This window comes from Streptomyces fuscigenes, from assembly GCF_021556455.1.
Classification (GTDB): Bacteria; Actinomycetota; Actinomycetes; order Streptomycetales; family Streptomycetaceae; genus Streptomyces; species Streptomyces fuscigenes.
The window spans coordinates 1-8092 of record NZ_JAKGCV010000257.1; the positions used below are offsets into that span (position 1 = coordinate 1).

Genomic DNA, 8092 nt, shown 5'->3' on the forward strand with positions numbered 1-8092 from the left:
CGGCGCGCCCGGCCCGGGCGCCCGCGCCCCCGCAGCGTCCGTGCGGCGGCCCGGCGCCCGCGGGCCGTCCCCGTACCGGGACCACCGCAGACCTCTGCCGCAGGCCAGCAGATGCACCACCCCGAAGACACCAACTGCCGATCGACACTGGTGAGGACCCCATGCGCTGCGTGATCGCCCGATTCCCCTTCGACCTCGTCAAGAGCGAGGTCGAGCAGACCATGAAGGGCGTCAAGCCCGAGGAAGGCACCGGCGCCGCCGTGACGATCGGCCGCAAGGTCTACCCCGTCAAGCAGGTGGGTGAGCTGATCACGCGGCAGGACCGCCGCGACTTCACGGCGGACGAGGTGACGCGGGCGCTGACCCGTCTCGGCTTCACCTGCGGGACGCTTCCGCTCCCCGAGACGTCGGCCGCGCCCGACCCCGCGGACCCGATCCTGTGACCAGGGGCTGACCCGCCGGGCCGGGCAGGCGGAGCACCACCGCCGCCCCGGCCCGGCCGCACTCCCCCGGCGCCGCCGGTGGCCCGGTCCCTCAGGAGCCGTCCCACCGGCGCAGGCGCCCGGTCTCCTTCGGCTCGGGCCCCGGCATCAGCTTCGTTCCGCCGTCCGGCGCCACGCGCCTGAGGGCCGGGTCGAGGCCGCGCACGGGGCCCACGCCGCGCAGCATGCGCGGGAAGGCCAGGCACGAGACGACCACGAGCATCGGCCAGAGCGCCTGCCCGAAGGTCACGACGCGCTCGGCGACGCCGGGCAGCCGGTGGGGGCCGTTCCGGTGCAGTTCGACCCAGAACCAGCCCGCGCCGAACCACATCAGCCCGCTCGCCACACTCGCCGGGATCGGGCGCAGCCCCCAGGGCATGCCGTTGCCGCCGCGACCGACCGCGAGCACGGGCCACAGCGCCAGCAGGACGAATCCGATGGTGGCCACCGTGCCGTGCACGAAGGAGCCGCCGCTGCTGGGGGCCGGGACGAGCGTCAGCGCGATGGGCGTCACCCCGCCGCCGCCGAGCGCTGCCCGCCCGTAGCGGGTGGCGGCCCGCAGACCGGCGGCGGTGACCAGGTAGCAGACGCCCAGCGCGAGCAGGGAGGCGGTCAGCACCCAGTAGCCGGGAGCGCCGTAGGAGCCGAGCAGGCTGATCGACTCCGTGGCGGCGTCGTAGCCGGGCCCCTGGATCACTTGCGCGACCGTCCAGCCGGCGACCAGCACGATGGGGGCGGCCGTGGCCGACAGCACGGCCCACCAGGGAACGATGCGCATGCAAAGATCCTAAAACGTAACAAACTGCTCATAGCGTTGCACACGCGGAGTTGCATCCGTGGGCCGAGGTCGAGTTCGCCCGGGCCCGGGCCTCGACGGCGGCCGGGTCCCTTCGACCGCACCGACCCATCGGGCCGGAGCACGGTGGGTCGCGGGTACGGACCGCGCCGCTCCCCCAGGCGCCGGAGGCCCGGACGCGTGACCGCGGTACGGGCCGGTACGCGGCGCCGAGGGTACGGTCCGGGCCCACGCCCCACGCGGGCGCGGGCTCCGCGCCGTTGACACCGGGCGCGGACCGCCTTGATCATCGCGGGTGTCCGGCCGGAGCCGCGGACGCGCCGGCGATCAGGCGGTGCCCCGCCCGGCGGACCCGACGAGGAAGGGTGCGAGACCCATGGCAGACAGCGAGGACACCGGGATGCGGCCGCGGACGCTCGCGGCCGGGCAGCGGACCGTCGTGTGGACCGCTCCCACCGGTCCGGGCGCGCCCGAGCCCGTCTTCGAGACCGGCGACATGCTGCTGGAAGCCCCCAACTGGAGCTCCGACGGCCGCAGTCTCCTGCTGAACGGCGACGGGCGGCTGTGGCGGCTCGACCTGGACGGCGCATCGGGCCTGAGCGAGGTGGAGCTGCGGGGCGTACCGCCGATCAACAACGACCACGTGCTCGCCCCGGACGGGCGGACCCTGTATGTGTCCGGCATGGACGGCCACCTCTACGCCGTTCCGGCCGGCGGCGGGGACGGCCGCCGCCTCACCGAGGGCGCCGACGACGTCCTGCACTACCTCCACGGCGTCAGCCCCGACGGCACGACCCTGGCATACGTGCACATCCCGCGGGACGAGCCCGGCGCGCAGGGCCGGTTGGCGCTGATGCCCGCGGCCGGCGGCCCGGCCCGGGTGCTCGACACCGGCGACGGGCACATCGACGGGCCCGAGTACTCACCCGACGGCGCATGGATCCTCTTCAACACGGAGACGTTCACGACCGCGCCGGGCCACGCGCAGCTGGCACGCGTCCCGGCGCTCGGCGGCCCGGTCGAGCGGCTGCACACGTCCGACACCGTCGACTGGTTCCCCCACCTGTCGCCGGACGGGCGGCACGCCACCTACCTGTCGTTCCCCTCGGGCACGCTCGGCCACCCGGAGAACCTGGACGTCACGGTCAACCTCGTGCGCGCCGACGACTGGTCGGTGCCCGTGCACAGCCACGGCCTGTTCGGCGGCCAGGGCACGGTCAACGTCAACAGCTGGGCGCCGGACAGCGAACGCTACGCCTTCGTCTCCTACCCGCTGTCGGGGCGCTGAGGGCCCCGGCGCGGACGCCGGCGGGCGGCGGGGCGGACGCGGCGAGGGGCGCCGGGTCCGCCGTGCCGGACCCCGCGCCCCTCGCCGTTCCCCGCCTGCCTGCGGCGGCTACTCCCACTCGATGGTGCCCGGCGGCTTGCTCGTCACGTCCAGGACCACGCGGTTGACCTGCGCCACCTCGTTGGTGATGCGCGTCGAGATCTTCGCCAGTACGTCGTAGGGGAGGCGCGACCAGTCGGCCGTCATCGCGTCCTCCGACGAGACGGGACGCAGCACGATGGGGTGCCCGTACGTGCGGCCGTCGCCCTGGACGCCGACGGAGCGGACGTCCGCGAGCAGCACCACGGGGCACTGCCAGATGTCGCGGTCGAGTCCGGCGGCGGTCAGCTCCTCGCGGGCGATGGCGTCGGCCTCGCGCAGCAGGTCGAGCCGCTCGCGCGTCACCTCGCCGACGATGCGGATGCCGAGGCCGGGGCCGGGGAACGGCTGCCGCTGGACGATCTCCTCCGGCAGGCCGAGCTCCTGGCCCACCATCCGGACCTCGTCCTTGAACAGCTCGCGCAGCGGCTCGATCAGCTCGAACTCGATGTCGTCGGGCAGGCCGCCCACGTTGTGGTGGGACTTGATGTTCGCCGTGCCCGTGCCGCCGCCGGACTCGACGACGTCCGGGTAGAGCGTGCCCTGGACGAGGAACGCGACGTCCTCGCCCTCTGCGCCCGCCTCGGCGACGATCTCCGCCTGCGCCTGCTCGAAGACCCGGATGAACTCGCGTCCGATGATCTTCCGCTTCTGCTCCGGGTCGCTGACGCCCTGGAGCGCGCCGAGGAACCGCTCGGACGCGTCGACGACCTTGAGCTGCACGCCCGTCGCGGCGACGAAGTCCTTCTCGACCTGCTCGGTCTCGCCCTTGCGCATCAGGCCGTGGTCCACGTACACGCAGGTCAGCTGCGAGCCGATGGCGCGCTGGACGAGCGCGGCGGCGACCGCCGAGTCCACGCCGCCGGACAGCCCGCAGATCGCGCGCTTGGCGCCGACCCGCTCGCGAATCAGCGCGACCTGCTCCTCCACCACGTTCTGCGTGGTCCACGTCGGGTCGATGCCGGCGCCGCGGTACAGGAAGTGCTCCAGCACCTGCTGCCCGTACGTCGAGTGCATGACCTCGGGGTGGTGCTGGACGCCGAACAGCTTCTTCTCGTCGTTCTCGAACGCGGCGACCGGGACGAGATCCGTGGACGCCGTGACGGAGAAGCCCTCGGGCGCGGCCGTGCAGGTGTCGCCGTGCGACATCCAGACGGACTGCTCGGCGGGCGTGCCCTCGAACAGCGTCGAGCCGGGCTTCGCCACGTGCAGCGGGGTGCCGCCGTACTCCCGGGTGCCGGTGGCCTCGACGGTGCCGCCGAGGGCCTTCGCCATCAACTGGAAGCCGTAGCACATGCCGAAGACCGGCACGCCCGCCTCGAACAGCGAGGCGTCGAGGCTCGGCGCGCCCTCCGCGTACACCGACGAGGGACCGCCGGAGAGGATGATCGCCTTCGGCCTCTTCGCCAGCATCTCGGCCACCGGCATGGTGGACGGCACGATCTCGCTGAAGACCCGCGCCTCGCGGACGCGACGGGCGATGAGCTGGGCGTACTGGGCGCCGAAGTCCACGACCAGGACCGTGTCCTCGTGGGCGCTGCCGGCGGCAGCGGTGTTCTCGGCGGTGGGTGGTGCTGCTGACACGGGGCGGCCTTCCGGCGGTATGGCGGGGTGGGCGGTCGGGTCGGTCGGTTCTCCCGATTCTACCGGCGCCGCCCGGTGGAGCGGTCTGGAGCCGGTGTGCCCCGAGGGGCACCGGCCCGGGCCCGGATCCGGGGCCGCGAGGACTCCGGAATCCTCGGTCCCCTCCGCTCTCGGTCCCATCCTGTCTCGGCCCCTCCGGTCTCGGCCCCTCCGGTCTCGGCCCCTCCGGTCTCGGCCTCTCCGGTCTCACCGGCGTGCCGGCGCCGTGGCAGCGGTCTCATCATGCGAACGGTGCTTTGATCCGCGGGCGCCGCATGGTCCATACTCGGCGCCATGCGCGAGCACTCGACCTTCGTCTTTACCTATGGCACCGGCCAGTCCGGGTGCCACAGGTCGTGCTGCTTGAGCTGACAAGCGACTTCCGAAGCGCCCCGGACCGGCACGGTCCCGGGGCGCTTCTCGCTTTCCGGGCCCGACCCGCACCCCGGGGCTCCGTCCACCGCCGCCGCACGGAACACCGTCAACGGACCACAAGGAGCACCCACCATGGCCCTCACCACTTCTTCCCCCTCCTCCCCTTCCGGCAGTGCGGACGCCACCGGTGCCCGCACCGCGGAGGCCGCCGGCACCATCGAGGGGGCGCGCGAGCGGATCGACGCGCTCGACGACCGCATCATCGGCCTCATCCAGGAGCGCATGGCCGTCTCCGCGGTCATCCAGAAGGCCCGCATCGAGTCGGGCGGCCGCCGCGTGCACACTTCGCGCGAGAACGAGATCCTCGGCAACTACAGCCGCGCCCTGGGCAAGCCCGGCGCGTCGCTGGCGCTGAAGCTGCTCGAACTGTCCCGGGGACGCGTCTGAGACACCGGGCCCGGAGACGCGCGCCCGGACCGTGGGCCGAACCGTGGGCCGGAGACACGAGCCCGGGACTCGGGGCCGGGGCTCGGGTCCGGGAATCGGGGCCGGGACACCGGAACGGGCGCCGCACCGCCCGCGGCCTGCCGCGAGGGGCGCACGTCCGTTCGGGCAAGACGCGGCAGCGGCTCTCACCCGTACGGCGCGTGACCGGGCGGGCCCGAGCCTCGTTGGAGAGTGCGTCCGTGCCCGCCAGGCACGGATGGCAGCAAGCAGTACACAGCAGGATCAGCAGCATCCACGCGTGGCCCTGCCGGGGTGTGTGGCGTACCAGCGGTGCGTCGTGGGACCTCATCCCGGCTCGGTGACCGGGCGGCAGGGGACAGCGGCCCGGTCACCCGGGTGGGCCGGTTCCGGGGACGCCCGGGGCCGGCCTCATCCGTACCCGGCGGCCGACCCCGTCCGCCGCGTCCGCGCTGCGGCGCCCCTCCTGACCGCCCGGCCCGAACGCCCGCCCGACTCCCGCGACGGGCACCGCGTCCCCGAACTTCCCCGGCGGCTCCCCGCCCCTCCCGCCCTTCGAAGGTCCTGCGGACGTCTTGCGGTCTTCCGACGGCCCGGCCCACCGGCCCCCCGCCCCACGGCCTTGCGGCCGTACCCCGCCCGGCTCCGCCCCCGTGCGGCATCCGCACGGCGCGCGCCGACGGGCCGGGACGGCGCCCGCGCCACCGGAGCGACAGCCGGAAGTGACGCAGATCACATGCATTCACTCCGATCCGCACGACAACCATCTACGCGGGTCGCAGGTCTTCCATGCGTTGACCCGATGACGGGACGCTGCACTCGGAGGGGGGTGCAGCGTCCCCGTCGGTGTCTCCCGGCCCCGCTTCGCACTGGGCTCAGCCCGGCTCAGGCCTTCCCGGCCCCGCCGGCACCCCCGGCCTTCCCGCCGCGTCCGCGCCTCGCCTTCGGGACCTCGGGCACCTCCAGGAACGGCAGCCGCAGCGCGCCGAACGCCGACGGCGGCACCGCGGGCGACCTCGGCTCCACCGCGCCCAGCCGCACGTACGCCTCGCCCTGCGCCGGCCGCGGGTCGGCCTCCCCCCTGTTGGGCCAGAACGACATGGCGCGCTCCGCCTGCGCGGTGATCGTCAGCGCGGGGTTGACGCCGAGGTTGGCGGAGACCGCGGAGCCGTCCACCACCGATATCCCCGGGTGCCCGTAGAGCCGGTGGTACGGATCGATCACGCCTTCCTCCGCCGAGGCCCCGATCGGGCAGCCGCCGAGGAAGTGCGCGGTCAGCGGAGTGCCCATCAGCTCGCCGACGTTGCTGCCGGGGAAGCCGTTGATCTCCTCCGCGATGAGCGAGGCCGCGCGCGTGGCCTCCGGGATCTGCTTGGGGTTCGGCTCCCCGCGGCCCTGACGCGCCGTCAGCAGCCCCCTTCCGGGGCCGCTCTTCTTGAGGTACGTCGTCAGGGAGTTGTCGAGGGACTGCATGACCAGACCGATGATCGTCTTCTCGGACCACCGGTGGTTGGACAGCGAGCGCAGCATCAGCGACGGGTGCCGGGCCGCGTGCCCGAGCCAGGCCCTGATCCGGTGGTCGCTGTGCGGGACCTGGAGGATCGACAGCGCGCCCATCGCGTTCGAGCCCCGGCCGTAGCGGACCGGCTCCACATGCGTGTGCTCGTCCGGGTACATGGACGACGTGATGGCCACGCCCCGGGTGAAGTCGGCGCGTTCGGCGCCGTGCCGCTCCCGGTAGCGGCGGTCGTCGGTCTGCGCGCCCACCAGGGCCTCGGAGTTCGTCCGGGTCAGCTCGCCGAGCCGGTCCGACAGCCGGGGCAGCAGCGCCCGGTCGCGCATCGTGTGCAGCAGCGTCTGGGTGCCGTACGTGCCCGCCGCAATCACCACGTACCGGGCCCTGAGCGTGCGGTGGCGGCCCCGCCTTCGCCGGGCGCCGGTCGGGACGGTGACGACGCGGTGGCCGCCGTCCTCGTGCTCGGTGACGGCGGCGACGGTCGTCATGGGGTGGATGACGGCGCCCGCGCGCTCGGCGAGGTGGAGGTAGTTCTCCGTGACCATGTTCTTGGCGCCGTGCCGGCAGCCCGTCATGCACTCGCCGCACTCGGTGCAGGCGTTGCGCTCGGGGCCCGCGCCGCCGAAGTACGGGTCGGCCACGGGCGTGCCCGGCGCGACCACCCCGCCGGCCCCTTCGCCGCCGCCGCCCGCCCCGTCCTCGCCGTCGCCGAAGAACACGCCGACCGGCGCGAGCCGGAACGTCTCCCCCACGCCCATCGCCTCCGCCGCCGCCCTGAGGTGGACGTCGGAGGGGGTCATGGTGGGATTGGTGCGCACGCCGAGCATGCGCCGCGCCTGGTCGTAGTACGGCTCCAGTTCCTCGCGCCAGTCGGTGATCGAGGCCCACTGCGGGTCCGCGAAGAAGGCGGGCGGCGGGACGTACAGGGTGTTCGCGTAGTTCAGCGAGCCGCCGCCGACCCCGGCGCCCGCGAGCACCATCACGTTGCCGAGCAGGTGCACCCGCTGGATGCCGTACAGGCCGAGTGCGGGCGCCCAGAGGTAGTTCTTCACGTCCCACGAGTTGCGCGGCAGCGTCTCGCGGGTGAAGCGGCGCCCGGCCTCCAGGACGCCGACCCGGTAGCCCTTCTCGGTCAGGCGCAGCGCGGAGACCGCGCCGCCGAAGCCGGAACCGACCACGACGACGTCGTAGTCGAAGGCGTCCTCGACGAAAGACTCCGGCGCGCCGGCCTCTGGACGCGGGTCCTCTGCCGCTTGCGTGACGGGGCCCTGCCGGGCGGTCGCGCCGCCGCCGGGCTCCGGTGCGGGGATCTGCTGCGTGGACAAGCCTCCGGCCTCCCTCTCGTGGTCACGGCGGTCGCGCCCGGCGGGCGCCGGCGGCGGGGCGGGCGGGGGCTGCTCGCCCGGCCG

6 protein-coding genes are annotated in these 8092 nt (G+C 74.1%); 3 read left to right on the forward strand and 3 right to left on the reverse strand.

Going from position 1 to position 8092, the window contains the following annotated elements:
- Positions 1–161 precede the first annotated feature (161 nt).
- Positions 162–443, forward strand: a complete 282-nt coding sequence (locus tag L1885_RS19180; protein WP_235798384.1) for an SCO5918 family protein — start codon at positions 162–164, stop codon at positions 441–443.
- A gap of 91 nt (positions 444–534) precedes the next feature.
- Here L1885_RS19180 and L1885_RS19185 read toward each other — a convergent pair whose 3' ends face one another.
- Positions 535–1260, reverse strand: a complete 726-nt coding sequence (locus L1885_RS19185) for a DUF998 domain-containing protein (protein WP_308117350.1) — start codon at positions 1258–1260, stop codon at positions 535–537.
- A gap of 394 nt (positions 1261–1654) precedes the next feature.
- On the opposite strand from L1885_RS19185, the gene L1885_RS19190 reads away from it, so the two are divergent.
- Complete coding sequence (locus tag L1885_RS19190; protein WP_235798385.1) at positions 1655–2566, forward strand: TolB family protein; 912 nt, start codon at positions 1655–1657, stop codon at positions 2564–2566.
- 108 nt (positions 2567–2674) lie between these two features.
- Here L1885_RS19190 and guaA read toward each other — a convergent pair whose 3' ends face one another.
- Positions 2675–4288: a glutamine-hydrolyzing GMP synthase gene (gene guaA / locus L1885_RS19195; protein WP_372481979.1), complete on the reverse strand. Its 1614-nt coding sequence runs from the start codon at positions 4286–4288 to the stop codon at positions 2675–2677.
- Positions 4289–4834: 546 nt separating this feature from the next.
- Here guaA and L1885_RS19200 point away from each other — a divergent pair.
- Positions 4835–5149: a chorismate mutase gene (locus tag L1885_RS19200; protein WP_235798386.1), complete on the forward strand. Its 315-nt coding sequence runs from the start codon at positions 4835–4837 to the stop codon at positions 5147–5149.
- A 903-nt stretch (positions 5150–6052) separates the two neighbouring features.
- Here the strand turns inward: L1885_RS19200 and L1885_RS19205 are convergent.
- Positions 6053–7861 (reverse strand): GMC family oxidoreductase, encoded by a 1809-nt coding sequence (locus L1885_RS19205; protein WP_235798388.1) that lies wholly within the window; start codon positions 7859–7861, stop codon positions 6053–6055.
- Between the last annotated feature and the right edge of the window lie 231 nt (positions 7862–8092).